Genomic DNA, 25,624 nt, shown 5'->3' with positions numbered 1-25,624 from the left:
GTCGGTCTGGTCGCGTGATTCGTTTGCTCCATGTTTGATATTGGGGTCACCAAGCTCGCCATCATCGGCGCAATTGCGCTGGTAGTGATCGGCCCGGAACGCCTGCCCAAGGTAGCGCGCATGGCCGGCAACCTGCTGGGGCGGGCGCGTAGCTACATGGCGGAAGTTAAGGCCGAGGTCAGCCGCTCGATGGAGCTCGACGAGCTCAAGAAAATGAAGGACACCATGGAGAGTGCGGCCCGTGATGTCGAACAATCCATTCACGCCACTTCCGCCGAGGTGGAGCGGAGTTGGGCTGATGCCACGAACACAGCGACCCAGAGCATGCGCGAGAGCAACTGGGACGAGCCGCAGTACCGGCGCCCCGACAAGCACTGGCGTACCAAACGGGCGGCCGTGCCCAACTGGTACAAGTCCCGCGCCGGCGTGCGCACCAAGGCCCAGTCTGGTGCCGCCCGCGTGGCGCGATTCCGTCCTCCCAAAATTCATAACTGATGGCCGACGACAAATCCCCCACCGACGACGAACTCGCCGGTACTGAGCAGCCTTTTGTGCAGCACTTGATCGAGCTGCGCGACCGCCTGCTCTACAGCGCCTATGGCATTGGCGCGATCTTTGCCGTGTTGGTGTTTTATCCGGGGCCGTCGGCCCTTTATGACTTGCTGGCCATGCCGCTGGTCAAAACCTTGCCCGCTGGCTCGCACATGATTGCGGTGGGCGTGGTGTCACCCTTTCTGGTGCCTATCAAGGTGTCGGTCCTGGCGGCATTTGGTGTCGCGCTACCTTGGGTGCTGTACCAGGTGTGGGCCTTTGTAGCGCCGGGCCTGTACAAACATGAACGACGCCTGGTCATACCCCTGGTAGTGGCCAGTACCCTGCTGTTTTACACGGGCGCGGCTTTTTGTTACTTTTTTGTGTTTGGCCAGGCCTTTCCAGCTATCCAAAAAATGGCGCCAACCTCTGTGGCGGTGAGTCCGGACATTGATGCCTATCTGGACTTTGTCATCACCATGTTCATCGCCTTTGGTGTGGCCTTTGAGGTGCCCATTGCGGTGGTGATCCTGGCCCGCATGCGTATCGTGACGGTGGAGCAGCTCAAATCGTTTCGCGCTTATTTTGTGGTCGCGGCAGCGGCGGTGGCGGGCTTGGTGACGCCGCCGGACCCGGTGTCCATGCTGGCCCTGCTGGCACCGATGGTGGTGTTGTACGAGTGTGGCATCTGGGCGGCTGCCTTCTTCATCAAGCACACACAGGCGCCAGAGGACGAAGAAGCCACTACCAAGCCGGTTTAACCCGGTAGCTATTGGTCAAAATGGACTCTAGCCCTCGTCGAATCTACGTAAGACGCTATTAAAACAATAGCTATTGATTTGTGTTCCGGGGCCGGGGCCGCACCCCGGGGGTGACGTCCAGCTCCAAGGGTTGGTTTTTGCGCTGAATCGAGAAGCGGGCCGCCGTACCTGGCTTGAGCGCGGCAACCTGGCTTAGCAGAGTCGCCACATCCGCTACCGGTTGGTTGGCTATCTTCACAATCACATCGCCGGGGCGAATGCCGGCCAGCGCGGCCGGGCCGTTTTGCAGTACGCCGGTAATGATCACACCCTGTTGCGCCTTGACGTTAAAGGTTTCAGCCAGTTCAGGGGACAGGTCACTCGGTTCCACACCAATCCACCCACGGTTAATTTGACCGTCTTTGACGATGCCTTCGAGCACTTGTTTGGCAATGGATACCGGAATGGCAAAACCAATGCCCATGTTCCCACCGGAGCGCGAATAGATGGCGGTGTTGACGCCCAGCAGGTCGCCATTGGTGTCCACCAGAGCCCCACCTGAATTGCCTGGGTTGATGGCCGCATCGGTCTGGATGAAGTTTTCAAACGTGTTGATGCCCAAATGGTTGCGCCCCAGCGCGCTCACAATGCCACTGGTCACGGTCTGGCCTACACCAAACGGATTGCCAATGGCCAGTACCTGGTCGCCAACCTGGGCACCGTCAGAGTTGCCCAGCACGATGACGGGCAGCTTGTCGAGTTCAATTTTGAGAATGGCCAGGTCGGTCTCGGGGTCGGTGCCAATCACCTTGGCGCGTGCACTGCGGCTGTCGTTGAGCACCACTTCAATCTCGTCAGCGCCTTCCACCACATGGTTGTTGGTGAGGATGTAACCACTGGCGCTGACGATGACGCCGCTGCCCAGGCCCGCCTGGGGTTCACCGCTGCCCTGGTCACCGAAGAAAAACCGAAACCACGGGTCGTTGCTGTTGGGATTGCGCCGTGCCGCCTTGCTGGTGTTGATGCTGACCACTGCCGCCGAGGCCTTTTGTGCTGCCGCCCGGAAGCTGCCAGCCGGTGCGGCGCCGCCGATGGCGGGTGCTGCTTCAATCAGGGATACCGCGCCGGAAAGCGACTGGCTGTTGTGCCCAATCCATTGGGGTTTTAGCGTTGCCACCACAAAGTAAGCAGCCAGCAGGACCGTAGTGGTTTGGGAAAAAAGGAGCCAAAGACGTTTCATGGAGTTTCCAGGGGTAGGGCACGCAGCCGAGCCAGCAAATTGTAGAGGCCTGGGGCGTCCACGTTACATTGCAGGGCTGATATGGCGCAAGCCCCATTGCACGATCCGCATCCACCCCGAGGCGCCGGCCAAGGTGGCTGTGGGCGCACCCTGCAACGTCAGTGACAGCCGTCTCAACGACAATAGTGAAGTCTCCCGAACGGTGCGCACTTGTGCGCCATCCCCACCATGATTGATCGCCTGGAACTACAAACCACATTGGACGCGCTGCTGCAGCCCGACCGCTTCAAAGACTATTGCCCCAACGGGCTGCAGGTGGAGGGGCGCCAAAGAGTACGCAAGATCGTTTCCGGCGTCACCGCCAGCCGGGCCCTGATTGAAGCCGCCATTGCCGAAGGGGCCGACACCATCCTGGTCCACCACGGACTATTTTGGCGCGGGCACGACGGCCGTGTGACGGGATGGATGCGCCAACGCCTGGGTTTACTGTTGGCCCATGACATCAACCTCTTTGCCTACCACTTGCCACTGGACGCACATCCTGAGTTTGGCAATAACGTCCAATTGGGACTGCGCATGGGGTGGCAGGCGTCGGGGCGTTTTGGCGAGCAGGACTTGGGCTGTCTGGGTGCGACGGATGACGCCGACGCCCAAACGCTGGCCCAACGGGTGGAAGCGGCGCTGGGCCGCAGTGTGACCCTGGTGAACGGCAAGGGAGGACCCATTCGGCGCGTAGCCTGGTGCACGGGCGGTGCGCAGGGTTATTTTGAGGCCGCCATTGCCGCGGGTGCGGATGCCTTTATTACCGGTGAAATCTCCGAGCCACAATTTCATCTGGCGCGTGAATGCGGCGTCGCGTTCCTGGCCTGCGGCCACCATGCGACCGAGCGCTACGGTGCTCCTGCATTGGCAGCACACGTCGCGCTGCAGTTCGGGCTGGATCACCAGTTCATCGACATTGACAACCCGGCCTGAGCCATGGCCAACCCCTTGGACGCACCCAATACATCTGAAAAGCCCCTGGCCATCACCATGGGGGATGCGGCCGGTATTGGCCCCGAGATCATTGCCAAAGCCTACCGCGAGCAACCTGCCTGGATGAGTGGCAGCTTTGTTGTGGGTGATGTGGCCACCATGCGTCGCGCTGCGCATCTGGTAACCCCTTCAGGCCGCTTGGCGCTGCCGGTTGCTGTGATCGCTACGCCGCAAGAGGCGCTGGCTGTACCCAGCCATTGCATTGCCGTGTTGCAGCTCGGCGCGGCATTGGAGTCGGTGCCCTTTGGACGGGTGGATGCCAAAGCGGGTGCCCTGGCAGGCCAGTGTGTGGAATGGGCGGCTGACGCGGCTCTGCAGGGCCAGATTGCGGCGCTAGTTACCGCGCCGTTGCACAAGGAAGCGTTACACGCGGCAGGCGCGCCGTACAACCAGTTTCCCGGCCACACTGAACTATTGCAAGACCGGACCGCACGCTTTTTGGGCAAACTTGTGGCAGAAGTTCCGGTGCGCATGATGCTGGCCAATGACGAGCTGCGCACGGTGCTGGTCAGCATCCATATGTCCATGCGACATGCCCTGGAGGCAGTGACCTTTGATAATGTGCTGCAGACCCTACGCATCACACACCAAGCACTGTCACAGGTGCTGGGGCGTACCCCACGGATTGCGGTGGCCGGGCTCAACCCCCATGCCGGAGAGGGCGGGTTGTTTGGTCGTGAGGAACTGGAAATCATCGGCCCAGCCATGGAGGCAGCTCGGGCTTTAGGTTGCAATGTGAGCGGCCCTTGGGCGCCCGACACGGTCTTCATGCGCGCCCGCAACGCGGGTGGCGCACCGGGTGAGTTCGATGTGGTGGTGGCGATGTACCACGATCAGGGCCTGATTCCTGTGAAATACCTTGGAGTGGAAAAGGGTGTCAATGTAACCCTGGGCCTGCCCCTGGTAAGAACCAGCCCGGACCATGGTACGGCGTTTGACATTGCGGGGACTGGTCGTGCCGATGCGTCCAGCCTGATCGAGGCGGTGCGCATGGCGCGGGCGCTGTCGAGCGGCGCAGGCAATTTGCCGCCGGGCCGCCCCAAGGCAAATTAGCCCCCTTGGGGGGCAGCGACCCGCGTAGCGGCGGAGCGTGGGGGCTCTATTTCTTCAAGCTGTCGCGGATTTCGCGCAGCAGCATCACGTCTTCCGGCGGTGCCACGGGTTCTGGTGCGGGAGCTGGAGCTTCCCGTTTGATGCGGTTGATTTGCTTGATCATCAAAAAGATGATGAAAGCCAGAATGGCGAAATTCACCGCCACGGTGATGAAACTGCCATAGGCGAATACCGGCACGCCGGCTTTTTTCAGGGCGTCCAGCGTGGTGCCGGTGCCTGGTGGCACACTGCCCAAAATCAGAAACAGATTGGAAAAATCGAGCTTTCCAAAGGCTGCACCCACGACCGGCATGATGAGGTCACCAACCACGGAGTCCACAATTTTTCCAAACGCTCCACCAATGATGACACCCACCGCAAGGTCAATCACATTGCCCTTGACAGCGAAGTCCCTGAATTCCTGAATCATTCCCATAGCGATACGCTCCAAATGACAAAAAAATAGAAGTATTACCGACAATTGCGCTGTGTCAAGAATCCATGATCAGATTGATTAGACTGGCCGGGGACGTAAAAAACGGGTTCGGTCGTCAGCTACAATCCCGGGTTACCCCCTAGTCTGTTCATTGAGGATTCTCATGAGTGCAAGCCTTGTCGACATCCAACCGTCTGACCCCAGTAAGCGAACCTGGTTAATTGCTTCCAGTTGCGCAGGCGCTGTCGGCGTTGGCGCAGTAGCTGTTCCATTTATCAGCTCTTTTGAGCCGTCAGAGCGAGCCAAAGCCGCTGGTGCAGCCGTGGAAGTGGACATCAGCGGCATAAAGCCCGGTGAAAAATTGACCGTCGAATGGCGCGGCAAGCCCGTTTGGATTCTTCGACGCACGCCGGAACAATTGGCGACGCTGCCAAAAAACGATGCCGAACTGGCGGATCCCCAGTCCAAGCGCAAACCCGACGAATTCACTCCGGTATATGCCCGCAACGAAGCGCGCTCCATCAAGCCGGAATATTTTGTGGCCGTGGGCATTTGCACCCACTTGGGTTGCTCGCCTTCTGACAAGTTTCAATCGGGACCACAGCCTTCACTGCCGAATGACTGGCAGGGCGGTTTTTTCTGTCCTTGTCACGGCTCAACCTTTGACTTCGCAGGCCGTGTTTTTAAGAACAAGCCGGCGCCAGACAACCTTGAAGTGCCGCCCCATATGTACCTTTCCGACAGCAAATTGCTGATCGGTGAAGACAAGAAAGCCTAAGGACACAAGAAATGGCTGATTTCAAGGAAATTTCTCCCAACGCTTCGGCAACTGCCAAGCTCACCAACTGGTTTGAGAACCGGTTGCCGACAGCCTTCGACATGTACAAGGTGCACATGTCGGAGTATTACGCTCCCAAAAACTTCAATTTCTGGTATGTTTTTGGCTCGTTGGCCATGTTGGTGCTGGTGATCCAGATCGTGACCGGTATTTTCCTGGTCATGCACTACAAGCCTGATGCGGCCCTGGCCTTCGGCTCGGTCGAGTACATCATGCGCGACGTGCCATGGGGCTGGTTGATCCGCTACATGCACTCCACTGGTGCGTCCGCCTTCTTTGTGGTTGTGTATCTGCACATGTTCCGTGGCCTGTTGTACGGCAGCTACCGCAAACCGCGTGAGTTGGTCTGGATTTTCGGTTGTGCCATCTTCTTGTGCCTGATGGGCGAAGCCTTCATGGGCTATTTGCTGCCTTGGGGCCAAATGAGCTACTGGGGTGCGCAGGTGATCGTGAACTTGTTCACCGCCGTACCCTTTGTCGGTCCCGATCTGGCTTTGCTGATTCGTGGTGACTACGTAGTGGGCGACGCCACATTGAACCGCTTCTTCAGCTTCCACGTCATTGCCGTGCCGCTGGTCTTGCTGGGTCTTGTGGTTGCGCACTTGATGGCCTTGCACGATGTGGGTTCCAACAACCCCGATGGCATCGAAATCAAGGCCACCAAGGACGACAAGGGCATCCCATTGGATGGCATTCCCTTCCACCCTTACTACTCAGTGCATGACATCTTTGCGGTCTGTGTGTTCCTGATGGTGTTCTCCGCTGTCATCTTCTTTGCGCCGGAGTTTGGCGGCTACTTCCTGGAGTACAACAACTTCATCCCGGCCGACCCGCTGAAGACGCCGCCGCACATTGCGCCGGTCTGGTATTTCACGCCTTACTACTCGATGCTGCGTGCCATCACCTCCGAAATGGTTCTGGTGCTGATCGCTTGCGTGGTGGGTGCGGCAGGATTTAGCGTGATCAAGTTCAAGTTGCCGGCCATTCTGAAGGCAGTCATTGTGGGCGGTGCTGTCGTGGTAGTTGCCATGATGCTGTCCATTGACGCCAAGTTCTGGGGTGTCGTGGCCATGGGTGGCGCTGTTGTGATCCTGTTTTTCCTGCCTTGGCTGGATAAATGCCCGGTGAAGTCGATCCGTTACCGTCCGAGCTGGCACAAGTACCTGTATGGCGTGTTTGTGATCATCTTCGTGATCCTGGCGTATTTGGGTACGCAGCCTCCGACACCTGTTGGTGAGCGCCTATCGCAAGCGGGCACACTGTTTTATTTCGGGTTCTTCTTGCTGATGCCTTGGTGGAGTCGTATTGGTAAGGCCAAGCCCGTGCCGACACGAGTCAACTTCACCGCCCATTAAGCTGGAGATTACGCAAATGAAAAAGATATTGATAACTCTGCTGATGGCGCTGGGATTCATTGCCGGTGCTCATGCCAACTCCGGCGGTATTGCATGGGACAAAGCACCCGACCGCACCAATGATTTGGCAGCTTTGCAAAATGGCGCCAAACTGTTTGCGAACTACTGCCTGAACTGCCACTCGGCAGCGTTCATGCGCTACAATCGCCTGAAAGACATTGGCCTGACCGAGCAACAGATCAAGGACAACCTGTTGTTCACGAACGCAAAGGTTGGCGATACCATGAAGGCAGCGATCGATCCCAAGCAGGCCAAGGACTGGTTTGGTGCCAACCCACCCGATCTAACCGTGATTGCCCGTTCGCGCTCTGCCCAGGGGCAGGGAACCGGTGCGGACTATTTGTACACCTACTTGCGCACCTACTTTGTGGATGACACCAAGCCCACGGGCTGGGACAACTTGGCATTCCCCAGCGTTGGCATGCCCCACGCCCTGTGGGAGTTGCAAGGCAAGCGTGTTCCCGTGTATGAGACTGTGACCGAACACGGACACGAAGCCCATGTATTCAAAGGTTGGGAACAATTGACACCCGGCACCATGACGGCTGAGCAATATGACCAGGCAGTGGGTGACTTGGTGAGCTATATGCAGTGGATGTCGGAGCCCGTTAAAAATACCCGTATACGCGTGGGATTTGGCGTGATGGTGTTCTTGTTGTTTATGACGTTTATTGCGTGGCGCCTCAATGCCGCGTACTGGAAAGACGTTAAATAACGCGGTTATTAATCAACCTGACGGCGTTTTGGCGTCGGTGCATGGTTCCAGAGTGGGTTGGCAATGGCAACCCACTCTTTTTAATTTTTAGGAGTCGATCGCTATGATGGTGCTGTATTCAGGAACAACTTGCCCTTTTTCTCACCGTTGCCGTTTTGTCCTGTTTGAAAAGGGTATGGACTTCGAGATTCGCGATGTGGATTTGTACAACAAACCCGAAGACATCAGCGTCATGAATCCCTACGGACAGGTCCCCATTTTGGTGGAGCGCGACCTGATCCTGTACGAATCCAACATTATTAACGAATACATCGACGAACGCTTCCCGCATCCTCAACTGATGCCCGGTGACCCGGTGGACCGTGCCCGTGTGCGTTTGTTTTTGCTCAATTTTGAGAAGGAGCTGTTCGTTCATGTGTCGACCCTGGAAGCCCGTAGCGCCAAGGGTAACGAGAAGTCGCTGGAAAAAGCACGCGCCCACATTCGTGATCGACTGACTCAACTAGCACCCGTTTTCCTCAAGAACAAGTACATGTTGGGAGATAACTTCTCCATGTTGGACGTAGCGATTGCACCGTTGCTGTGGCGCCTGGATTTCTATGGCATCGATCTCAGCAAAAACGCCGCACCGTTGCTGAAATACGCTGAGCGCATCTTCTCTCGCCCCGCCTATATTGAAGCGTTGACACCGTCTGAAAAGGTGATGCGCAAGTAGTTCGCAGTCCCTCCATGCTCGACGCTGCCGAATCCAGTTCAACGCGCCCTTATCTGATTCGTGCCATTTATGAATGGTGCACAGACAATGGGCTTACCCCTTTTATTGCCGTGCTGGTTGATGAGACCGTGCGTGTGCCCAATGAGTATGTAAAAGACGGGGAGATCGTGCTGAACATCAGTTTCGATGCAACCAGTTCGCTCAGCATGGGCAATGAGTACATCGAATTCAAAGGGCGTTTTGGTGGCGTCGCTCGAGACATTTTTGTTCCGGTGAGTCGGGTAGTCGCGATCTATGCACGTGAAAATGGGCAAGGCATGGCCTTCCCCATGTTGACCGGTCCCGGTACCCCATCGGACGCAACTGCATTGGACGCCAAACCCGGTGGATTGACGCCGGTAGCCAGTTCACCAGCGGATTCTGCCCCTCAGACGCCGCGCCCACCTACGGGTGGCAAGCCCTCTCTTACACGCATCAAGTAATCTTGTTGACGACGATCGACCGGATTTTGGTGTCGATAGCTGATGTAGAATGAAAGACTTGCCGCTTTAGCTCAGTTGGTAGAGCAACCGCCTTGTAAGCGGTAGGTCGTCAGTTCGAATCCGACAAGCGGCACCATTTACGACTTTTTGACAACTCAGGACGAGACGCTACGCGTTTGAACCTTCAAACGAATAGTGGTCACCTCACAGCCTTTGGAACGCAAATGGGATTCCAGGGCTGGCAGGAGTTGTCGAATTTTCGCGGCAATGGCGTTGTTGTCGAGAATTAAGCACCAAACCGTTCCCTCAATGGGCCCCGCCCTGACAGCCGAACGCAACGCTACGGGGATGAGTGGTTGGACCGACTGAAGCCGGGCGGAAGATTCCGCAACCAATCCTGTCAGGCGTGCCAGAGTTGGTGAGTCCTGGGTGGCTTGCAGCAACGTGAACGAATGGTTGGGGCGGTTCATGACCTTAGATGCGAAGGGATTTTGAATGCAATTGATTATCACGGATGCGTGGCTGATCAAGACTCGCGCGCTCCATCTCAGCGGCTCCAAACTGTTGCTTGCCGTGTTTGCCGCCTCCATTGCCTTGATGTTGGTCTCCGCCGGTCTCTACCACTGGGTCTTTCTCAAAGGCGCCCAAGAGGGTTGGCCGGTGATTGGTTCGCTGGTTCGGTTGGTGGTGAAAGACGAAGTGGCGCAGCAGGATCGGTTCATGCGCGAAAACATCGAGGTCATGGCAAAAAAGCTGGGGGCAATGCAAGCCAAGATGTTGCAGTTGGAATCTCTTGGCGAACGGGTCTCTGGGTTGGCTGGTGTGAACCCGGCAGACATCAAGATTAAGCCTGGGCAGGGTGGCCGGCTGGTCGCTGATCGCGATTTATCCATGCTGGAACTGCAGAACACCTTGCTCGAACTGGACCAGTTGGCCAGCCAGCGAACGGATGCAATGACCGTACTTGAGTCGCGTTTGTTTGATCAAAAGATCAAAAAGATGATGGTGCCGACGCAGCCGCCGGTGCCAAATGCCAATCTAGGCTCCATGTTTGGTTGGCGCATTGATCCTATTACTGGACGATCAGCCTTGCATACGGGGTTGGACTTCCCTGCAGCGCCAGGAACACCCATTTATGCAGCTGCCGGTGGTGTGGTCGTCACTCAGGAGTTTCAGGCGGAGTATGGCAATATGATCGAAGTGGACCATGGCAATGACCTGATTTCCCGATACGCACACACTTCCAAGGTGTTTGTCAAAAAAGGGGATCTGATCAAACGGGGTCAGAAGATTGCCGAGGTGGGCACTTCGGGGCGCTCCACCGGTCCGCATTTGCACTTTGAGGTGCTGGTACAAGGCATTCCCCAAGATCCACAGAAGTTTCTCAATGCGGGGCGCAACCTCGGTGCGCAGACGTTTGCGCAGAACAATACTGCCTTACCGGGCGCATTGCCCGTCGCAAAGCGCTAGTTTGGCGGGGAGTCTTGCGCGCAACGCTAAAATCACCGCTTTGGTTTTCCCGGTGTCAGGCCAATCATACTTAGTTGGTTGCATTTCACCAGAACATCCCCATTTCATCCAGATTAGAAAAAGGACTGCGCTGCGCTGAGAACCCATGGTGGGTCCAGGCCAGTCTTGCATTCATGGCCACCAATATCCTTACCAAAATCTTCGGCAGTCGCAACGACCGCCTGCTCAAGCAATACCGAAGCGGAGTCGCCCGGATCAATGCGCTGGAACCTCAATATGAGCAGTTGAGCGACGAGGCCCTAAAAGCCAAGACACAGGAGTTCAAGGATCGCATCGGCAAGGGCGAATCACTCGACTCTTTGTTGCCCGAAGCATTCGCCGTGGTGCGCGAAGGCTCCAAGCGGGTCATGAAAATGCGGCATTTTGATGTGCAGCTTCTAGGCGGTATGTCGCTGCACCATGGCAAGATTTCCGAAATGGGCACGGGTGAGGGCAAGACCCTGACCGCTACGCTGCCGGTCTACCTGAACGCTTTGACAGGCAAGGGGGTACACGTGGTCACGGTGAATGACTACCTGGCCAGTCGCGACGCGCAATGGATGGGACGGTTGTACAACTTCCTGGGGCTCACTGTGGGCATTAACCTGCCCCAGGCACCGCGGGAGGAAAAGCAAGCCGCCTACCGGGCCGATATCACTTACGGTACCAACAATGAATACGGCTTTGATTACCTGCGCGACAACATGGTCTACGAGGCGGCCGACCGGGTTCAGCGTCTCTTGAATTACGCGATTGTTGACGAGGTCGACTCCATCCTGATTGACGAGGCGCGCACCCCCCTCATCATCAGTGGTCAGGCAGAAGACCACACCGACATGTACCTGGCCATCAACAAGGCTGCACCGTTGTTGCAGCGGCAGGAAGGCGAAGCCGATCCGCGTACCGGTGAAGGCGTGACCAAGCCCGGCGATTTCACATTGGATGAGAAAAGTCACCAGGTTTTCCTGACGGAACAGGGTCACGAAACAGCCGAGCGCATTTTTGCGGACATGGGGCTGATTCCGGAAGGTGCGTCGCTATACGACCCTGCCAATATCACGCTGGTACACCACTTATATGCCGCCTTGCGCGCCAACAATCTGTACCACCGCGATCAGCACTATGTGGTTCAACAGGGTGAAATTGTCATAGTTGATGAGTTCACCGGGCGTTTGATGACCGGACGCCGCTGGAGTGATGGTCTGCACCAGGCGGTGGAAGCCAAAGAGGGCGTGGCAATTCAGGCCGAGAACCAGACGTTGGCTTCCATTACCTTCCAGAACTATTTCCGCCTGTATGCCAAGCTGGCCGGTATGACGGGCACGGCCGATACCGAAGCTTACGAATTCCAGGAAATTTATGGACTGGAGACGGTGGTGATTCCGCCCAACCGGGTGAGTCGCCGTGAAGACCAACTCGACCGCATTTACAAGACGACACGCGAAAAGTACATCGCTGCCATCACCGATATTCGTGAGTGTTATGAACGTGGTCAGCCGGTATTGGTAGGCACTACTTCCATTGAGAATTCGGAAATCATTGCCCAGTTACTGGAAAAGGAAAAATTGCCGCACCAGGTGCTCAACGCCAAGCAGCATGCCCGCGAGGCAGACATCGTGGCCCAAGCGGGCCGTTCGGGGATGATCACCATTGCCACCAACATGGCAGGTCGAGGTACCGATATCGTATTGGGCGGCAGCATCACCGGGGCCATTGAAGCCATAGATGCAGATGAAACGTTGGACGATGCCGCGAAACAGACGCAGATTGAAGCCCTGCGTGCGCAGTGGACGGCTGACCACGAAAAAATCAAAGCCCTGGGCGGACTGCGCATCATCGCAACTGAGCGCCATGAGTCCCGCCGGATCGACAACCAGTTGCGCGGCCGCTCGGGACGTCAGGGTGATCCGGGTTCTTCGCGTTTTTACCTGAGTTTGGATGACTCCCTGATGCGCATCTTTGCCGGAGACCGGGTGAAGGCCATCATGGACCGCCTGAAGATGCCTGAAGGTGAGGCCATCGAAGCCAGTATTGTGACCCGCAGCATTGAAAGCGCGCAACGCAAGGTAGAGGCCCGCAACTTCGATATCCGCAAGCAACTGCTGGAATACGATGACGTATCGAACGACCAGCGCAAGGTTATTTATCAGCAGCGCAATGCCATTTTGGACGCTACAGATCTGACCGCACAAATTGCATCGTTGCGCGAAGGCTGCTTCCAGGACTTGGTTCGTCAGTACATTCCGGCCGAATCCGTGGAAGAGCAATGGGACTTGGTGACCTTGCAAAACGCGTTGGCCGATGACTGGCACATTAACCTGGAGTTGGTGAAGAAGGTTCAGGAATCCAGTGCCATCACCGATGAAGACTTGCTGGAGACGGTAGTCCGTGCGGCAGACGCTGCATTCAACGCCAAGCTGGAGTTGGTGGGGCTGGAGAATTTCATGCAGTTTGAGCGCATGGTTCTGCTGCAAAGCATTGATACCCATTGGCGCGACCATCTGAGTTCACTGGACTATTTGCGACAAGGCATTCATTTGCGTGGTTATGCCCAACAGCAGCCCAAGCAGGAATACAAGCGCGAAGCGTTTGAGTTGTTTGGCCAGTTGCTGGATTCCGTCAAGAACGATGTGACCAAGGTGTTGATGACGGTCAAAATCCAATCCAACGAACAATTGGAAGAGGCAGCAGACGCCATGGAAAGCCGTGGCGAAAGCATTGCCAACGTCACCTACAGCGCGCCCACCGAAACCGGAGAAGTTCAGACCATGGTGGACCCCGAAACTGTCCATGTGGCCACAGCTGCGGTTGCTGACCCTTACCTGCGCGTTGGACGCAATGAGCCTTGTCCTTGCGGTAGCGGCAAGAAATACAAACAGTGCCATGGAAAGCTAGCCTGAGAGATAGCCATGCCAGTCAATCTGCCGCCAACTGACCTCAGCTCACTCTTTCCCATCGCTGGTGTTCGCATCGGCGTGACCGAAGCCGGTATCCGCAAGGTGGGGCGTAAAGACCTCAGCGTGGTGCTACTGGACGAAGGTGCCTCGGTGGCCGGTGTGTTTACGACCAACCGTTTCTGTGCCGCGCCCGTTCAGCTCTGCCGCCAGCACCTGCAAACCGGCCAAGGTGTGCGGGCCATGGTGATCAACACCGGTAACGCCAATGCCGGCACGGGCGCAGACGGCTTGGCCCGGGCGCGTAGTACCTGCGTAGCATTGGCACAGCGGTTGGGAATTGGTGAGCAACAGGTATTGCCATTTTCGACCGGTGTGATCATGGAGCCTTTGCCAAATGACCGCATTGAGGCGGGTTTGGCGGCGGCCATTGCCGACGCACAGCCAGGCAACTGGTTGCGTGCGGCCGAAGGCATCATGACTACAGACACTGCGCCCAAGGCCTTTGGAGCAAAAATCACGATTGGTGGCAAGCCCGTTCACATCACGGGCATCAGCAAAGGCGCCGGCATGATCCGGCCCAATATGGCGACCATGTTGGGCTTCATTGCTACCGATGCCTGTGTCAACCAGTCCGTCATGCAGCAACTGGCGACTGACCTTGCAGAAGGATCCTTCAACCGCGTGACGGTGGATGGCGATACCTCAACCAATGATTCCTTGGTGGTGATCGCCTCCAACAAGGCTGGACATGCGGAAATTGAGTCGCTGAACAGTGCGGACGGGCAGATATTGAAGGCAGCCATGTTGGGCGTGGCGCGTAATCTGGCGCAGGCCATTGTGCGGGACGGTGAGGGCGCCACCAAGTTCATCACCGTTCACGTGGAAGGCGGCAAGGACAGTGCGGAGTGCCGCAAAGTTGCCTACGCCATTGCGCATTCACCGTTGGTAAAAACCGCTTTTTTTGCCAGTGACCCCAATTTGGGTCGCATTTTGGCAGCCGTGGGTTATGCAGGCATTGACGATCTGGACCAGAGCCACATCGAACTCTTTCTGGATGATGTTCACGTGGCCACCCAGGGTGGGCGCAATCCCGCCTACCGTGAAGAAGATGGCCAAAGGGTCATGCGGCAAAGCGAGATCACAGTGCGCGTGGGTCTGGGCCGCGGCGCGGCGGCGGATACGGTGTGGACCTGCGACCTGAGTCACGACTACGTCACCATCAACGCGGATTACCGCTCCTAAGCGATGGGTGCAGACCCCCTGATCGCGTTTTTGGCGCGAGCCGAATTGCTGATGGAGCGTATTGAGGCCGCTTTGCCCCATGCGCTGGAGCAGCCCGACTGGAGCCGGTCCATCGCCTTTCGTTATCGCCAACGCCGGTCGGGACGAGGGGTCATTGCGCCTATTGCCCATATTGGTGCTATCAGTCTGGCAGATTTGAAAGAAATCGAGCCCCAGAAGGAAAAAATCTACCGTAACACCGAGCAATTTGTGCGGGGTCTGCCGGCCAACAATGTGTTGTTGACGGGGTCACGCGGCACGGGTAAGTCCTCCTTGATCCGGGCCTGCCTGCATGCCTTTGCCGACCAGGGATTGCGCCTGATTGAAGTGGGCAAGGACGATCTGATAGACCTGCCAGATATTGTCGAGTTGGTGGCCCAGCGGCCTGAGAAATTTATCGTCTTTTGCGATGACCTGAGTTTTGACGAGGGTGAGTCCGGTTACAAGGCGCTCAAATCTGTGTTGGATGGTTCGGTGGCCGCAGCGACGTCCAATGTGCTGATCTACGCCACCAGCAACCGCCGTCACCTGTTGCCAGAATACATGGCTGAGAATCTCAGCTACACCCACACTGCGGACGGCGAGGTGCACCCTGGTGAAGTGGTGGAAGAAAAAATATCCCTGTCAGAGCGTTTTGGCTTGTGGGTGAGTTTTTACCCATTCAGCCAAGAAGAATACCTGCACATTGTGGCGCAGTGGCTGTCTGCCATGGGCGTGGGCGACTCCCATATTGCCGAGGCCCGGCCGCAGGCCTTGATCTGGGCGCTGGAACGCGGGTCGCGCAGTGGTCGTGTTGCCTGGCAGTTTGCCCGGGACTATGCCGGTCGTAACGGCTCGGAGCTATGACCTCCACCCCTCTGGTTGCCGATCCTGGCGCCAAGCGACAGGGTGGCAGCGATCGCAGCGTGGTTGAAGTCGCGGTTGGTGTGTTGATCCGGCCCGATGGACAGTTTTTGCTGGCCTCCCGCCCCGAAGGTAAGCCCTATGCAGGTTACTGGGAGTTTCCTGGCGGCAAGCTCGAAGCGGGCGAAACGGTAGCGCAAGCGCTGGCCCGTGAGTTGCACGAAGAACTGGGTATCCAGATTGGGCCGGTTACACCCTGGAGGGTCGAACTGGTGGACTACCCGCACGCGCTGGTTCGTCTGCACTTTTGCAAGGTGTCGGCATGGTCGGGTGAGCTGGAAATGCGCGAAGGGCAACGCTGTTCCTGGGAGCAGCTGCCGGTGCAGGTCAGCCCGGTGCTACCTGGAACCATCCCGGTTCTGCAATGGTTGACCGAGGAACGATCTGCCTGATACGCTATATATTGAATAGCGTACAACGCAGAATTCTAGAGGGCTAGAGGCCTATTTTTCTATAAGCTTTGCCCGTATCCGGTCATTGCTTTTTAGGGCGACTGCGCCGGGCGGTTTTGGAATCCATCGTGGCAATCTTTACGCTGAGATGGTCAAGCCACAGCAACGACTCGGTATGCGACAAAAATCGCTGCAGATAGTCGGGCGAAAGGTCTCGCATCAGCGACAGCGAGCGAAGTACTAGCCGATGTGAATTGAGTGGCCCAGCGTTCTCTGGCCCTTGCTGAACTGCTTTCAGTACTTGGTCTTGGGCGCGCATGCGCGACCAGGCATGCTTGAAGTGGCGCACGCTCTTCATCTCTGGTGGTGCAACCGTCTCTCCCGTCACCTGGGTATCGGTGCCAACATCTGTTGCACTACGAATGTAGCGATTCAGTTCAGCCAGCGATGCGTGACCTGTGCCTTGGGTCGTCACTGTATTCGTTCGAGGTTTTTGAATAGTGGCTTCGCTGGTCAGCGCCAATTGCTCCCGGTAGGCGTTTAATGCGGCGCCCAGTTTCTCGGTGAGGACACCGCGTACAGCATCCTGTTGGGATTGCAATCGCTGGGACAGTACTTCCATGTAATGAAAGCGCACTGGGTCTTGGCGGTGGCATCCATCGCGTCGCCAGGATTCGAGGATGTTCTCCGCCGACGTTTCGGAAAGTCCGGATTCACTCATGCGCTGGCGGCTTTTGGGGTGAGGATTTGGGAACCGGCGCCATTTCTACCCGCCGGTTCAATGCGCGCCCCGAATCATTGCTGTTGGAAGCCACGGGCTGCTCGGCCCCAAATGCCGCAGCGAAGACACGCGCCGAGGGCATTCCCTCGTCAATTAAAGCGCGGGTGACCGTCAGGGCGCGTTGCGCTGACAGCTCCAGGTTATCGGTAAAGCGTTGGTTGCCTTGCTGGATTCGCTTGTCATCCGTAAACCCGCTGACCATCAACATTTCATCGCGCTCACCAAGGTACACCTGCAAGGGGGGGACCAAACTCTTCAGCAACTGACGACCGTCGGGACGCAATTCTTCAGAGTTCACGGGAAACAAGACGCTGCCGCTGATGCCAATGCGGCCATTGTTCAGTGTGACTCGCCCTGCCTGCAGTGGAATGGCCAATGCCTTCTCCAGGGCCATGCGGCGTTGCTCTTCCACTTGGCGCTTCTTGACTTCCGACTGCAGATTGGCCACAAGGTCCATCTGGACCACCAGCACGCCAACCAGTATCAGGACAAATGCGCCCAGCAATCCCGACATCAGGTCGCCAAAAACGGCCCAAACCGGTGCCGTTTGCTCCACGCCATCGTCGCTTGCGTCCGCGTCGAACATCAAAGACTGCCCTCTGGGTGCGCAATGGATTTGCTGTGGAGTCGACGCAAATCTTCGACGACTGCTTTTTGTGACGTGAGGCTCAGGTCAATCACTTCGCGCGCTTGGCCCACGTAGTAGGCAAGTTGTTCGTCGCTTCGCAGCATGGACTGACTCACCGCACCTTCGATGCGTTGCAAACTCTCAATCAGTTTGTTGTTGGAGTCGTTGAAAAGCTTCACGGCAAGGTGAAAGGACTCGCCCAGGCTGGACAGCTCGATAGCACTACCGCTCACGTGGGCCACTACGTTCTTCGCGTTGTCGGCCTGAACGCCAAGCAGTGCTTCAAATCGGTTGCCGGTCTTGTCCAGCGCCGTGGCGGCTGAGGCTACCAACGAGTCAATGGCTGCGCGCTGCTCCAGTGCAGTCTGGCCAGCAGCATCCAGCAGTGCGCTCATGCGTTCCATCAAGTCGGTGCGCTCTTGCAGTGCAACAGCGTTTCGCTTGGTAGCGTGGGTCATTTCTTTGCGCAGTTGGGTGATCAATTCAGCTGCGGCTTTCGGGGCTTCGGCTGCTGTTTGCATGAGGCGCTCCAAAGGAGCTTCCAATGCAGCGCCCAAAGTCGCCAACTGCAGCGCAAGTGCCGCTTGTAGTTCGCCCAGGCGTTCAAGCGCCGTGTGTCCCCGTGAGGCTTCGTCATCCCGTAGCGCGCCCAGCTCCTTTCGCCAAAGACTAGCCAACTGATCCATACGGTCACCTTGGTGCTTCATCCAGTCGGCCTCGGCGTCAATCCGTGAGCTGACCAAAGTCTCAGCACGTTCCAGCAAACGGCTGATGCCGCCCATCGCCCGATTGGCATGTTCCGTGGTGTGCCCGGTGATTGCGCCGGCTGTTTCTACCAGCGTCTGGCAGATGCCCTGTTGTTGTTCCAGCGTCTGCTGGCCTGCACGCCGCCATGCGTCGCGCAGCGATGTTGTCAGCCCGGATAGTTGTGCCTGCGCAGACTCGCTGGTGCGCTCGTGCAGCAACCGCGACTCTCGGGCCATGTCGGCCATGGCAGCCTCCACCACGGGCTTGATGCTCTCGCTGGCCAATGTGGAGCTTTCTACCAGGCTGTCTCTCAGGGATCTTCCGACGTCATCCGCCAGTCCGGTGTAAGCCACCGCAACTTCGCGGTGAAATTGATCCTGTCGGCTCGTCAAGCTCTCGTTCAACTGCTGGTTGCGCTGCTCTATCTGTTCCATCATGGCAGTCAGTCGGTCCACAACGTTGGGCAACGCACGGGTTTGTGCCTGCAGTGCTTGCAAGGTTTCTTCACGGTGATGGGCATGAGAAAAAGGGCGAAGAACCGTCGCAATCTTGCTGTCGAGGTTGCGGGCGACGGTTGACCTCTCACGCCGACTGATGGCCGACATTAAACCCAGCATGGCCGACGCAGCGACCCCTGCGACAGAAGTGCCAAACGAGAGACCCAGCCCCTTGATGGGGGCTGCCATTGCGGTGCGAATGGCCTGCAGATCCGTAGAGCCTTCCAAGGCAAACACGGCACCCTTGAACGTCACAACCATGCCCAGGAAGGTGCCCAGCATGCCCAACATCACCAAAAGTCCCACCAAGTATGGCGTCAACGCAGGGCCGGGTAAGGCCCCGCGTTCACTCTCAACGCGCAGGCGCACAGCGTTTTGCAGGGAAGAGGGCAGGCGTTCGAGCCACGTACCCAGAGCTACAAGGGGGTGTGGAATATCCGTTAGCGCAGTCGCCAATGAGGTGGTGGCCGCACGAAACAGCCGAAGTTCATGGGCACCCAGCAAGTAGACCCCGGCTATCGCAAGGGTCATAGCCAGTGCCAATGCACTCGATCCAATAAAGCCCACGCCAACCCAAATCACGGCAACCAACCCCATTGCAAAGCTGATCGGAAATAGAAACCTGTTCATTGTGTTGTGTGTGTTCCGTTAGCAAATGCTTCAATCAATCCCATGATGGGCTCCATCCGAAGGTTCATTTCTGCCAATAGCAGCGCGCGAAACTCCCTTTCAAAAGGGCTCAACCAACCAACTATGTGGGGGCCATCGTCGTGGTGTCTCTTCAAGTGCATAAAGCGTTGTTCCAGTAATGCAGGTAGTTTGGATAGCAAGGCCTTCTCTCGCTTTGTTAGCGTCTGTTCCAGTGCCGCATCCAGGTCGGCCAGTTGCTTCAACCGGGAATGGGTTCGTGAGAGTACCTGCCTGCAATGAACGCGAAAGGGATCTAGCCGCCATTCCATGCGGCGCTGCAGTTCAATGTATTGCGTTCTGTATGGTGCAAATTCGCCAGCGACTTCGGTGTCATCGGATCCTCCAGGGCGTGGCCGTTGCCAAGCCGAAATGGAATTCACCAAGTCAGAGCGCACCCGCTGCAGTGCTTCATTTAGCGTTTGGGCGCCTGGCATTGACGCCTGAGGTCGCACTGAAGCGGATGCTGTTGTGATCGACTGATGAACCCCTTGCAGCGTGATGGCATCGAAAGGGCCCAGCCACAAACTAAGCTGGTGTGCCCAGTCCTGCAGGGACGCCTGCGCATCCGTGTGACCCCAAGTGCTGAGTAAGCTAACAAGTTGTGAACTGTTGAAGTTCCCGCGCAAATTCAGTCCTCGGCAATAGTCTCAAGCGCCCCCTCCCGGGGCATGCACAGGATCAAAGGATTGAAGTGATTTTGAAAGGGCGTATTTTAGGCCGGACCGATACCAGCCCCGGTATCAGTGCCAACAGGCAAAGGCGCAGTCAGTGATGCACGACGACTGCGTCGAGTTTTACTGCGCGAATCTTCTTGGCTGCTGCTTTTGCCTTAGCCTGTTTTACAAACGGTCCAACGCGGATGCGGGTCGCCTTCGCATCTTTGGTCCGAACTTCTTGGGTTTGGACAGCCAGACCCGCTCGTTCCAGCGTTTGTTGCGCTTTGCGGGCATTCCTTTCGACAGCGAACAACCCGACGTTAACGTAGTAGCCATGCCACGACTTATCCGGGTGAGAAGGCTTGGTGGCATCGATTGCCACACTGGGTTTCACCTTTGGGATTACCGGGACCGGTTGAGCGGTGTCTGGTGCAGGAAAAGCGGCTTTTTTGGGCGCTGTCACTTCGACAGCTTTAACTTCTGCCGCAGGTGGTATGGCAGTTGCCGTAACGGCGCTGACAGGCAATGCTACAAACGTTGAAGGCTCTGGCGCTTGATTGGGTGCTTTCGCTCCCCTCACTTGCTGCGGAGCCTCTGGAAGGGGTTCAGACTGCAAAGAGAGTGATTGGGGCCAAATGGAACAGCCGCCGAAGGAGCCGGCCAGTACAGCCGCTGCGGTGCTTAGTACGGCAACCCGACTAAAGGTACTTGTCTGAACGCGCGTCGGAGTTCCGTGGCCTTGAGTTTCATGGTTCATGCGTATTGCTGCTTTGCAAAGTGGCCGTTGGCCGGTAGTTTGTTCGCATTTTGCCAAACAGACCGAGAACCCGTGGGGTACTTTTTCCGTAATTGCCCATCGGTCGTTGTAACGGCCACTTGAATATGGTCATTTGGTACGTAGCGATCAGCAATGGAGAGCCGCTCTGTCAACCACCGAAGGCTGACAACGTTGAGGAGGATGTAAAGGCACACCATGAAGAAAATCGCACAATCCGTCGGCTTGGCACTACTTATTGCCACTCTGGGCACCAACGCATTGGCTGATGGCCCACGGGGCTATTACCGTCAGCCGCACCGCGAATACTCGCATCTCGGCGGCGACGCTGGTTGGGTCGCTCCGCTGTTGTTCCTGGGGCTTGCGGGCGCGATAATCGGGGCCGCCAATAGCCAACCAAGCCCACCACCGCCTGTGTACGTATCGCCACCAGTCACGTACGCACCGCCAATCGCGACCTATGTCGCGCCGGCCGAGGTTGCTCCCGCACCCTCCATGCCTCCTCCACCGCCAGCCGATGCCTGGTATTTCTGCCGCTCGGTGGGCCAGTATTACCCTTACACGCAATACTGCCCGGAAGGGTGGCAGTTGGTCCCACCAACACGGTAGAAGTCGTTCTCTTGTTGGCGTTGCGGGCATTTGTTGCATGGCGGTCATCAAAACGGGCAGTGGGCGATAATTTGGCTCTGACTTAACGCCAAACAGAGAGATCGCTCCATGCCCGCATACCGTTCCAAAACCTCTACTTCTGGTCGCAATATGGCGGGCGCCCGCGCACTGTGGCGCGCCACTGGCATGAAAGACGGCGACTTTCAGAAACCCATCATCGCGGTCGTGAACTCATTCACCCAGTTTGTGCCCGGCCACGTGCACCTCAAAGACATGGGCCAGTTGGTGGCGCGTGAGATTGAGGCCGCCGGCGGTGTGGCCAAAGAGTTCAACACCATTGCGGTAGACGACGGCATTGCCATGGGCCACGACGGCATGCTGTACTCGCTGCCCAGCCGCGACATCATTGCGGATTCAGTCGAATACATGGTCAACGCCCACTGCGCCGATGCCATGGTGTGCATCTCCAACTGCGACAAGATCACCCCCGGCATGCTCATGGCGGCCATGCGCGTCAACATCCCCGTGGTGTTTGTGTCCGGCGGCCCCATGGAAGCAGGCAAGGTCAAGTTGGCTACGCCCGGTACGCATGAGCTGACCTTCAAAAAGCTCGACTTGATCGACGCCATGGTGATGGCCGTTGACGACACGGCCTCCGACGCCGATGTGGCTGAGGTCGAGCGCTCGGCCTGCCCCACCTGCGGCTCCTGCTCGGGCATGTTCACTGCCAACTCCATGAACTGCCTGACCGAGGCCTTGGGCCTCTCGCTGCCCGGCAACGGCACCACGCTGGCCACGCACTCGGACCGCGAACAGCTGTTCAAGCGCGCCGGTCGTTTGATTGTGGATTTGTGTGAGCGCTATTACGACCAGGAAGACAGCAGCGTGTTGCCGCGCTCTGTCGGCTTCAAAGCGTTTGAGAACGCCATGACGCTGGACATCGCCATGGGTGGCTCCACCAACACCATCCTGCACATTCTGGCCATTGCAAAAGAGGCTGAGATTGACTTCACCATGGCCGACATTGACCGCCTCTCGCGCATCGTGCCGCAGCTGTGCAAGGTGGCGCCCAACACCGACAAGTACCACATTGAAGACGTGCACCGCGCCGGCGGCATCATGGCCATTTTGGGTGAGCTGGACCGTGCTGGCAAACTGCACACCGATACCCCCACCGTGTACGCCAAGACCATGAAGGACGCGCTGGACGAGTGGGACATTGCCCGTAACCCATCAGAGGCCGTTAAAACCTTCTACATGGCTGGCCCGGCCGGTATCCCCACGCAAACGGCGTTCAGCCAGAACACCCGCTGGCCCAGTCTGGACCTGGACCGCGCCAACGGCTGCATTCGCTCTGGCGACCATGCCTTCTCACAAGAAGGCGGCTTGGCCGTGCTGGTGGGCAACATTGCGCTCAAGGGCTGTGTGGTCAAGACCGCCGGTGTGGACGACGCGCTGATGGTGTTCGAAGGCCCCGCCTACGTGACCGAATCGCAAGACGAAGCCGTGGCCAACATCTTGGCCGACAAGGTCAAGCCCGGTGACATCGTGATCGTGCGCTACGAAGGCCCCAAAGGCGGCCCCGGCATGCAAGAAATGCTTTACCCCACCAGCTACATCAAGTCCAAAGGGCTGGGCAAGTCCTGCGCACTGCTGACCGATGGCCGCTTCTCGGGCGGCACCTCGGGTCTGTCCATTGGCCACGCCTCGCCCGAAGCTGCTGCCGGTGGTGCCATTGGCCTGGTGCGTAACGGCGACCGCATCCGTATCGACATCCATGCCCGCTCAATCAACGTGCTGGTGTCGGACGAAGAGCTTGCCCGGCGGCGCGCCGAGCAAGACGCCAAGGGCTGGAAGCCCGCGCTGCCCCGCCCCCGCAAGGTCTCAAGCGCGCTCAAGGCCTACGCCATGCTGGTCATGTCAGCTGACAAAGGTGCGGTGCGGGACGCTTCGTTGCTGGACTACTGAAGTAGATGGCCGGCGTACGGCCGAGTCTGACGTGCTGTGCAGCGTTGGCGTAATCGCCAATGGGTTTGCATTTTATTTATGCACCGAAGCGGTGCATAAAACGAGAATCTCGACGGTAAAACGAAGACTTTTGAAAGTATCTCAAAAGGTGCGCTACTAAATGGCTGTCTAAATCTGCCGTTAAGAAACGCACGGCTACATAGAAAATAACTGAAGGGGCCCAAACCCAAACCCAAACCAATTGCAATTGCCAATCATTGGTCGAGCCGCGAACCTGCGTCGAGCCAACGCAGACACGGTTTCGTCTGGGACAAATAGGGTAATCCCGATTGCGCCAGTGAATCGGTCAGTCAGTGCGCAACTCATGATCCACCGTTAAGTGCCTAGGTACAGGCCATGATCTAACATTGCGGCCATGCATACCAGCGCCCTTGTACTTTTCTCCGGTGGACAGGATTCCACTACCTGCCTAGCCCACGCTTTGCAACGCTACGAGCGGGTGGAGACCATTGCCTTTGATTACCGCCAGCGCCACAGCGTGGAGTTGGATGCGCGTTTAGTCGTCTTACAGGAAATTCGCGCTCAGTTCCCGCATTGGGCTGTCAAGTTGGGTGAAGACCATTTGCTGGATCTCGCGGTCCTGGGGGCGGTCAGCGAAACATCCTTGACCCGCCAGACCGCTTTCCAAATGGAAAGCACCGGGTTGCCCAACACCTTTGTGCCCGGGCGCAATCTGCTGTTTTTGACGTTGGCGGCGGCCGTCGCTTACCGGCGTGACCTGCAGGTGATCGTCACTGGCGTATGCGAAACCGACTTTTCCGGCTACCCCGATTGCCGCGATGACACCATGAAAGCCATGCAACTGGCGCTGTCGCTGGGAATGGACAAGCGGTTTTTGATTGAAACTCCGCTGATGTGGATCGACAAGGCTGCTACCTGGGCACTGGCGTCAACACTGGGTGGCCAGCCCTTGGTAGACCTGATTGTGGAGCACACCCATACCTGCTATTTGGGAACACGGGATCAACGCCATGTCTGGGGCTATGGTTGCGGGGAGTGTCCAGCTTGCTTGCTGCGTGCACGTGGATACACCACCTACATTGGGGTGGGCCAGGAAATTGCGCGCTGAACCTACAGCGGCACCTGCGCTCTAGTTGCGGATGCCACTGACAACATGTCCAGAAGGGACATGACGCGCTGCGGATTCAATGTGCCCAGTCTGGTCATCAAAGAAAAAATCCGGTTCGAACTCGCGCAAAAATTCACCCTTGTCCAGGCCCCCAAGGAACATGGCTTCATCCACGGCAATATTCCAGTCCATCAAGGTTCGGATAGCACGCTCGTGCGCGGGCGCACTGCGGGCCGTTACCAATGCCGTACGAATGCGCATGTTGGGTGTGGAAGCCTGCTGTAGCTGATGCAGCGCGACGAGCAGGGGCTTGAAAGGGCCGTCGGGCAGGGGTAGCGCCACCTTGTCTATCTCGTGCTGTTGAAAGGCATTTAGGCCCTGTGACTGGTAGACACGCTCGGCTTCGTCGCTGAACAACACCGCATCGCCGTCAAAGGCAATGCGTACTTCGCAAGGATGTGCATCACTGGCATGGGCTGACTGAGGGTAGACCTGTGCCGCTGGCACGCCAGCGGCTAATGCGGCGCGAACGTCACTCAAGTGTGTGCTCAGGAACAGGTTGGCACGTAAGGGTTTTAGATAGCGCCAGGGTGCCTCGCCTCTGGTAAACGTACACCGGATGATCGGCAGTGCGTAGTGAGCGGCTGATTTCATGACGCGTAGGCCACTGACCGGGTCGTTACGCGAGAGGATAACGACTTCGACCTTTTGCGAAGGCTCCAAATTGAACGCGAGCAACTTTTGAACCAGCGAGAATGCAACACCGGGTTTGGCCGGTGTTTCCAATCGCTCCAGTTGGAGTCGCATATAGGCCGTGTCATCCGATTGCTCGAAAACCAGATTTTCTTCTTCAAAATCGAACAAGGCGCGGCTAGAGATTGCCACAACCAATTTGCCATCCAGGGAAATGCCCATGTTGGTTC

25 protein-coding genes and 1 tRNA gene are annotated in these 25,624 nt (G+C 57.3%); 17 read left to right on the top strand and 9 right to left on the bottom strand.

Annotated features, from left to right (window positions below):
* Window positions 1-30: 30 nt before the first annotated feature.
* Window positions 31-495 carry a Sec-independent protein translocase protein TatB gene (tatB, locus tag IPI80_RS01035; RefSeq protein WP_413856301.1) on the top strand — a complete coding sequence of 155 codons (465 nt, stop codon included), beginning with the start codon at window positions 31-33 and terminating at the stop codon, window positions 493-495.
* Complete coding sequence (gene tatC, locus IPI80_RS01030; protein WP_413856299.1) at window positions 495-1,292, top strand: twin-arginine translocase subunit TatC; 798 nt, start codon at window positions 495-497, stop codon at window positions 1,290-1,292. The genes tatB and tatC overlap by 1 nt, the downstream gene beginning before the upstream one ends.
* A 70-nt stretch (window positions 1,293-1,362) precedes the next feature.
* On the opposite strand, the gene IPI80_RS01025 is transcribed toward tatC, so the two are convergent.
* Window positions 1,363-2,511, bottom strand: a complete 1,149-nt coding sequence (locus tag IPI80_RS01025) for a S1C family serine protease (RefSeq protein ID WP_413856297.1) — start codon at window positions 2,509-2,511, stop codon at window positions 1,363-1,365.
* 228 nt (window positions 2,512-2,739) lie between these two features.
* Here IPI80_RS01025 and IPI80_RS01020 point away from each other — a divergent pair, with 228 nt between their 5' ends.
* On the top strand, window positions 2,740-3,486 hold the full coding sequence (locus tag IPI80_RS01020; protein ID WP_413856295.1) for a Nif3-like dinuclear metal center hexameric protein: 747 nt from the start codon (window positions 2,740-2,742) through the stop codon (window positions 3,484-3,486).
* A 3-nt stretch (window positions 3,487-3,489) separates the two neighbouring features.
* On the top strand, window positions 3,490-4,599 hold the full coding sequence (gene pdxA, locus IPI80_RS01015) for a 4-hydroxythreonine-4-phosphate dehydrogenase PdxA (RefSeq protein WP_413856293.1): 1,110 nt from the start codon (window positions 3,490-3,492) through the stop codon (window positions 4,597-4,599).
* Window positions 4,600-4,645: 46 nt separating this feature from the next.
* Here pdxA and mscL read toward each other — a convergent pair whose 3' ends face one another.
* Window positions 4,646-5,074 (bottom strand): large conductance mechanosensitive channel protein MscL, encoded by a 429-nt coding sequence (mscL, locus tag IPI80_RS01010; protein WP_413856291.1) that lies wholly within the window; start codon window positions 5,072-5,074, stop codon window positions 4,646-4,648.
* A 163-nt stretch (window positions 5,075-5,237) separates the two neighbouring features.
* Here mscL and petA point away from each other — a divergent pair, with 163 nt between their 5' ends.
* The 6 genes from petA (at window position 5,238) to IPI80_RS00980 (ending at window position 9,375) form a co-directional block, all read left to right on the top strand.
* A complete protein-coding gene (gene petA / locus IPI80_RS01005; RefSeq protein ID WP_413856289.1) occupies window positions 5,238-5,852 on the top strand; it encodes a ubiquinol-cytochrome c reductase iron-sulfur subunit in 615 nt (204 codons plus the stop codon).
* 11 nt (window positions 5,853-5,863) lie between these two features.
* Window positions 5,864-7,267, top strand: a complete 1,404-nt coding sequence (locus IPI80_RS01000) for a cytochrome b (RefSeq protein ID WP_413856287.1) — start codon at window positions 5,864-5,866, stop codon at window positions 7,265-7,267.
* A 16-nt stretch (window positions 7,268-7,283) separates the two neighbouring features.
* Complete coding sequence (locus IPI80_RS00995; RefSeq protein ID WP_413856285.1) at window positions 7,284-8,042, top strand: cytochrome c1; 759 nt, start codon at window positions 7,284-7,286, stop codon at window positions 8,040-8,042.
* Between the two features lie 103 nt (window positions 8,043-8,145).
* Window positions 8,146-8,757 carry a glutathione S-transferase N-terminal domain-containing protein gene (locus IPI80_RS00990; protein WP_413856283.1) on the top strand — a complete coding sequence of 204 codons (612 nt, stop codon included), beginning with the start codon at window positions 8,146-8,148 and terminating at the stop codon, window positions 8,755-8,757.
* A gap of 14 nt (window positions 8,758-8,771) precedes the next feature.
* Window positions 8,772-9,239, top strand: coding sequence for a ClpXP protease specificity-enhancing factor (locus IPI80_RS00985; RefSeq protein WP_413856281.1), 468 nt, complete (start codon window positions 8,772-8,774; stop codon window positions 9,237-9,239).
* Window positions 9,240-9,299: 60 nt separating this feature from the next.
* Window positions 9,300-9,375 (top strand) — tRNA-Thr (locus tag IPI80_RS00980).
* A 19-nt stretch (window positions 9,376-9,394) separates the two neighbouring features.
* On the opposite strand, the gene IPI80_RS00975 is transcribed toward IPI80_RS00980, so the two are convergent.
* Entirely contained in the window at window positions 9,395-9,709 is a 315-nt protein-coding gene (locus tag IPI80_RS00975) for a hypothetical protein (RefSeq protein ID WP_413856279.1), read from the bottom strand.
* A 25-nt stretch (window positions 9,710-9,734) separates the two neighbouring features.
* Between IPI80_RS00975 and IPI80_RS00970 the strand changes: the two genes are divergently transcribed.
* The 5 genes from IPI80_RS00970 (at window position 9,735) to IPI80_RS00950 (ending at window position 16,221) form a co-directional block, all read left to right on the top strand.
* The gene (locus IPI80_RS00970) at window positions 9,735-10,709 is read left to right on the top strand and encodes a M23 family metallopeptidase (RefSeq protein WP_413856277.1); all 975 of its coding nucleotides are present in this window, start codon (window positions 9,735-9,737) and stop codon (window positions 10,707-10,709) included.
* A gap of 173 nt (window positions 10,710-10,882) precedes the next feature.
* Window positions 10,883-13,648 carry a preprotein translocase subunit SecA gene (gene secA, locus IPI80_RS00965; RefSeq protein WP_413856275.1) on the top strand — a complete coding sequence of 922 codons (2,766 nt, stop codon included), beginning with the start codon at window positions 10,883-10,885 and terminating at the stop codon, window positions 13,646-13,648.
* A gap of 9 nt (window positions 13,649-13,657) precedes the next feature.
* Window positions 13,658-14,887 (top strand): bifunctional glutamate N-acetyltransferase/amino-acid acetyltransferase ArgJ, encoded by a 1,230-nt coding sequence (gene argJ, locus IPI80_RS00960; RefSeq protein WP_413856273.1) that lies wholly within the window; start codon window positions 13,658-13,660, stop codon window positions 14,885-14,887.
* A 3-nt stretch (window positions 14,888-14,890) separates the two neighbouring features.
* Window positions 14,891-15,772, top strand: coding sequence for an ATP-binding protein (locus IPI80_RS00955; protein ID WP_413856271.1), 882 nt, complete (start codon window positions 14,891-14,893; stop codon window positions 15,770-15,772).
* Window positions 15,769-16,221 carry an NUDIX domain-containing protein gene (locus tag IPI80_RS00950; RefSeq protein WP_413856269.1) on the top strand — a complete coding sequence of 151 codons (453 nt, stop codon included), beginning with the start codon at window positions 15,769-15,771 and terminating at the stop codon, window positions 16,219-16,221. The genes IPI80_RS00955 and IPI80_RS00950 overlap by 4 nt, the downstream gene beginning before the upstream one ends.
* Before the next feature lie 82 nt (window positions 16,222-16,303).
* Here IPI80_RS00950 and IPI80_RS00945 read toward each other — a convergent pair whose 3' ends face one another.
* From IPI80_RS00945 to IPI80_RS00925, 5 genes are all read right to left on the bottom strand, one after another.
* Complete coding sequence (locus tag IPI80_RS00945) at window positions 16,304-16,942, bottom strand: DUF2894 domain-containing protein (RefSeq protein WP_413856267.1); 639 nt, start codon at window positions 16,940-16,942, stop codon at window positions 16,304-16,306.
* On the bottom strand, window positions 16,935-17,588 hold the full coding sequence (locus tag IPI80_RS00940) for an OmpA family protein (protein WP_413856265.1): 654 nt from the start codon (window positions 17,586-17,588) through the stop codon (window positions 16,935-16,937). Before IPI80_RS00940 ends, IPI80_RS00945 begins: the two co-directional genes overlap by 8 nt.
* Window positions 17,588-19,504, bottom strand: coding sequence for a hypothetical protein (locus tag IPI80_RS00935; protein WP_413856263.1), 1,917 nt, complete (start codon window positions 19,502-19,504; stop codon window positions 17,588-17,590). Before IPI80_RS00935 ends, IPI80_RS00940 begins: the two co-directional genes overlap by 1 nt.
* Window positions 19,501-20,190, bottom strand: a complete 690-nt coding sequence (locus IPI80_RS00930) for a DUF3348 family protein (protein WP_413856261.1) — start codon at window positions 20,188-20,190, stop codon at window positions 19,501-19,503. The genes IPI80_RS00935 and IPI80_RS00930 overlap by 4 nt, the downstream gene beginning before the upstream one ends.
* A 139-nt stretch (window positions 20,191-20,329) precedes the next feature.
* Entirely contained in the window at window positions 20,330-20,977 is a 648-nt protein-coding gene (locus IPI80_RS00925) for an SPOR domain-containing protein (RefSeq protein WP_413856259.1), read from the bottom strand.
* 735 nt (window positions 20,978-21,712) lie between these two features.
* Here IPI80_RS00925 and ilvD point away from each other — a divergent pair.
* A complete protein-coding gene (ilvD, locus tag IPI80_RS00920) occupies window positions 21,713-23,572 on the top strand; it encodes a dihydroxy-acid dehydratase (protein WP_413856257.1) in 1,860 nt (619 codons plus the stop codon).
* Between the two features lie 415 nt (window positions 23,573-23,987).
* On the top strand, window positions 23,988-24,701 hold the full coding sequence (queC, locus tag IPI80_RS00915) for a 7-cyano-7-deazaguanine synthase QueC (RefSeq protein WP_413856255.1): 714 nt from the start codon (window positions 23,988-23,990) through the stop codon (window positions 24,699-24,701).
* 21 nt (window positions 24,702-24,722) lie between these two features.
* On the opposite strand, the gene IPI80_RS00910 is transcribed toward queC, so the two are convergent.
* Window positions 24,723-25,616: a 5'-nucleotidase gene (locus IPI80_RS00910; RefSeq protein WP_413856253.1), complete on the bottom strand. Its 894-nt coding sequence runs from the start codon at window positions 25,614-25,616 to the stop codon at window positions 24,723-24,725.
* Between the last annotated feature and the right edge of the window lie 8 nt (window positions 25,617-25,624).

This window comes from Candidatus Aalborgicola defluviihabitans, from assembly GCF_016705985.1.
GTDB lineage: Bacteria > Pseudomonadota > Gammaproteobacteria > Burkholderiales > Burkholderiaceae_C > Allorhodoferax > Allorhodoferax defluviihabitans.
Note: the sequence above shows the minus strand (reverse complement) of the source record. Positions and strands in the feature narration are given on the sequence as shown.

Excerpts from the sequence above, each read along its gene's own strand:
- tatB (WP_413856301.1), top strand. The coding sequence starts at position 31 with ATGTTTGATATTGGGGTCACCAAGCTCGCCATCATCGGCGCAATTGCG.
- tatC (WP_413856299.1), top strand. The coding sequence starts at position 495 with ATGGCCGACGACAAATCCCCCACCGACGACGAACTCGCCGGTACTGAG.
- IPI80_RS01025 (WP_413856297.1), bottom strand. The coding sequence starts at position 2,511 with ATGAAACGTCTTTGGCTCCTTTTTTCCCAAACCACTACGGTCCTGCTG.
- IPI80_RS01020 (WP_413856295.1), top strand. The coding sequence starts at position 2,740 with ATGATTGATCGCCTGGAACTACAAACCACATTGGACGCGCTGCTGCAG.
- pdxA (WP_413856293.1), top strand. The coding sequence starts at position 3,490 with ATGGCCAACCCCTTGGACGCACCCAATACATCTGAAAAGCCCCTGGCC.
- mscL (WP_413856291.1), bottom strand. The coding sequence starts at position 5,074 with ATGGGAATGATTCAGGAATTCAGGGACTTCGCTGTCAAGGGCAATGTG.
- petA (WP_413856289.1), top strand. The coding sequence starts at position 5,238 with ATGAGTGCAAGCCTTGTCGACATCCAACCGTCTGACCCCAGTAAGCGA.
- IPI80_RS01000 (WP_413856287.1), top strand. The coding sequence starts at position 5,864 with ATGGCTGATTTCAAGGAAATTTCTCCCAACGCTTCGGCAACTGCCAAG.
- IPI80_RS00995 (WP_413856285.1), top strand. The coding sequence starts at position 7,284 with ATGAAAAAGATATTGATAACTCTGCTGATGGCGCTGGGATTCATTGCC.
- IPI80_RS00990 (WP_413856283.1), top strand. The coding sequence starts at position 8,146 with ATGATGGTGCTGTATTCAGGAACAACTTGCCCTTTTTCTCACCGTTGC.
- IPI80_RS00985 (WP_413856281.1), top strand. The coding sequence starts at position 8,772 with ATGCTCGACGCTGCCGAATCCAGTTCAACGCGCCCTTATCTGATTCGT.
- IPI80_RS00975 (WP_413856279.1), bottom strand. The coding sequence starts at position 9,709 with ATGAACCGCCCCAACCATTCGTTCACGTTGCTGCAAGCCACCCAGGAC.
- IPI80_RS00970 (WP_413856277.1), top strand. The coding sequence starts at position 9,735 with ATGCAATTGATTATCACGGATGCGTGGCTGATCAAGACTCGCGCGCTC.
- secA (WP_413856275.1), top strand. The coding sequence starts at position 10,883 with ATGGCCACCAATATCCTTACCAAAATCTTCGGCAGTCGCAACGACCGC.
- argJ (WP_413856273.1), top strand. The coding sequence starts at position 13,658 with ATGCCAGTCAATCTGCCGCCAACTGACCTCAGCTCACTCTTTCCCATC.
- IPI80_RS00955 (WP_413856271.1), top strand. The coding sequence starts at position 14,891 with ATGGGTGCAGACCCCCTGATCGCGTTTTTGGCGCGAGCCGAATTGCTG.
- IPI80_RS00950 (WP_413856269.1), top strand. The coding sequence starts at position 15,769 with ATGACCTCCACCCCTCTGGTTGCCGATCCTGGCGCCAAGCGACAGGGT.
- IPI80_RS00945 (WP_413856267.1), bottom strand. The coding sequence starts at position 16,942 with ATGAGTGAATCCGGACTTTCCGAAACGTCGGCGGAGAACATCCTCGAA.
- IPI80_RS00940 (WP_413856265.1), bottom strand. The coding sequence starts at position 17,588 with ATGTTCGACGCGGACGCAAGCGACGATGGCGTGGAGCAAACGGCACCG.
- IPI80_RS00935 (WP_413856263.1), bottom strand. The coding sequence starts at position 19,504 with ATGAACAGGTTTCTATTTCCGATCAGCTTTGCAATGGGGTTGGTTGCC.
- IPI80_RS00925 (WP_413856259.1), bottom strand. The coding sequence starts at position 20,977 with ATGAACCATGAAACTCAAGGCCACGGAACTCCGACGCGCGTTCAGACA.
- ilvD (WP_413856257.1), top strand. The coding sequence starts at position 21,713 with ATGCCCGCATACCGTTCCAAAACCTCTACTTCTGGTCGCAATATGGCG.
- queC (WP_413856255.1), top strand. The coding sequence starts at position 23,988 with ATGCATACCAGCGCCCTTGTACTTTTCTCCGGTGGACAGGATTCCACT.
- IPI80_RS00910 (WP_413856253.1), bottom strand. The coding sequence starts at position 25,616 with ATGGGCATTTCCCTGGATGGCAAATTGGTTGTGGCAATCTCTAGCCGC.